The organism is Hydrogenophaga sp. 70-12, assembly GCF_001897365.1.
In the GTDB taxonomy this organism is placed as follows: Bacteria; Pseudomonadota; Gammaproteobacteria; order Burkholderiales; family Burkholderiaceae_C; genus Hydrogenophaga; species Hydrogenophaga borbori.
Genome location: NZ_MKSS01000222.1, coordinates 1 through 1,988, shown reverse-complemented (window position 1 = coordinate 1,988; position 1,988 = coordinate 1). Strand labels below are relative to the sequence as shown.

Annotated in this window: 2 protein-coding genes; both read left to right on the top strand. The window is 71.1% G+C overall.

Annotation, left to right across the window (positions count from 1 at the left end):
* Positions 1-120: 120 nt before the first annotated feature.
* A complete protein-coding gene (locus tag BGO22_RS12980; protein WP_286851184.1) occupies positions 121-1,344 on the top strand; it encodes a CoA transferase in 1,224 nt (407 codons plus the stop codon).
* Positions 1,345-1,487: 143 nt separating this feature from the next.
* A partial coding sequence (locus tag BGO22_RS12975; protein WP_502686459.1) for a type 2 periplasmic-binding domain-containing protein occupies positions 1,488-1,988 on the top strand: 501 nt, incomplete at its 3' end.

Below are 1,988 nucleotides of genomic sequence, written 5' to 3'. Positions count from 1 at the left end.
ACTTCGTCGACGCGCGCGTGCTCTCCATCTTCGAGGGCGCCGAGGAGACGCTGGCGCTCAAGGTGGTGGCGCGAAGCCTCATGGAGCGCGCGCTCGGCATCGCGCCAGCGGGGGCTTGAGATGGCGCAGCCACAGGGCATCCTGAGCGGCCTGCGCGTGGTGGAGGCCGCGGCCTTCGTGGCCGCGCCGCTGGGCGGCATGACGCTGGCGCAGATGGGCGCCGATGTGATCCGCATCGACGCCCTGGGCGGCGGGCTCGACCACCGCCGCTGGCCCGTGACCCGGGACAACACCAGCCTGTTCTGGTGCGGGCTCAACAAGTCCAAGCGCTCGGTGGCGCTGGACCTGGCCTCGCCCGAAGGCCGCGAGCTCGCCATGGCCCTGGCCTGCGCGCCCGGCGAGGACGCGGGCCTGTTCCTCACCAACTTCCCGCCGCGCGGCTGGCTGGACCACGAGGCCCTGAAGGCGAAGCGGCCAGACCTGATCCAGCTCACGCTGATGGGCGACCGCCACGGCGGCTCGGCGGTGGACTACACCGTCAACCCGCGCCTGGGCCTGCCCTACGTGACGGGTCCGGTGGACGGCGAAGGCGCGGTCAACCACGTGCTGCCGGCCTGGGACCTGATCACCGGCCAGATGGTGGCCGTGGGCCTGCTGGCCGCCGAGCGCCACCGCCGCCGCACCGGCCAGGGCCAGCACGTGACGCTGGCGCTGGAGGACGTGGGGCTGGCGGTGATGCAGCACCTGGGCTTCATCGCCGAGGCGCAGCAGGGCCAGCCGCGCGAGCGCCATGGCAATGCGCTGTTCGGTGCCTTCGGCCGCGACTTCCTCACACAGGACGGTGAGCGCGTGATGGTGGTGGGCCTCACGCCCCGGCAGTGGCGTTCCCTCGTCGAGGCCACGGGGCTGGGCGCGGCGGTGGACGCGCTGGGCGCGCGGCTGGGGGTGGACCTCTCGCGCGAGGGCGAGCGCTTCCAGGCGCGTGAGGCCTTGGCCGAACTGATCGGCCCCTGGATCGGCGCGCGGCCATTCGCGCAGGTGGCGCGGGCCTTCGACCAGCACGGTGTGTGCTGGAGCCGTTACCAGACCGTGGCCGAACTCGTGCGCGACCCCGAGTGCTCACCGGCCAACCCGCTGTTTCAGCGTGTGGAACAACCGGGCGTGGGCGAGATGCTCGCCGCGGGCATTCCGCTGAATTTCGGCGCCGTGCCGCGCCTGCCGGCGCAGGCCGCGCCGCGCCTGGGCGAGCACACCGAGGAGGTGCTCGCGCAGGTGCTGGGCATCGACGCCGCGCAGTTCGGCCGCCTGCACGACCGCGGTGTCGTGCGCACGGCCGACCGCTGATCCGACAGACCGGGGAAACCCCGAGTGATCGCGCCGCACAAACCCTTTTCATATACCGTCCCGTCGGACTATTATTCAACCCATGCAGCGCAGCTTGTGTTGCGCCGTCGTTCCGCCCCCCGCCCAACCCTAGGAGACCAGCCATGATTTCCCGCACCCGCCGCCTCGTCGGCGCCTTGGCGCTGATCGGCGCCTTCGCGGCCGCCGCGCCCGTGTCCGCCCAGACCACGGTCATCAAGTACTCCAACTGGCTGCCGGTGGGCCAGGCCATGCGCATGGAGGTGATCGAGCCCTGGATCGCCGAGGTGGAGAAGGTCACCGCCGGCCGCGTGAAGATCGACACCCTGCCCAAGGTGGTGGGCACGCTGCCCGCGCAGTTCGACGTGGCGCGCGATGGCCAGGCCGACCTGGTGGTCTTCATTCCGGGCTACACGCCCAACCGCTTCGACATCCTCGAAGCGCTGCAGATGCCCTTCGTGAGCGACAACCCCGAGGTGCTCGCGCCCATCGCTGACCGCTTCTTTCGCAAGCACCTCGCCAGCTACGGCGAGTTCAAGGGCGTGCACCCGCTGTCGGTCTACGTCGTGTCACCGGGCCAGCTGTTCAACAACAAGCGGCCGCTGCGCAGCATCGCCGACTTCAAG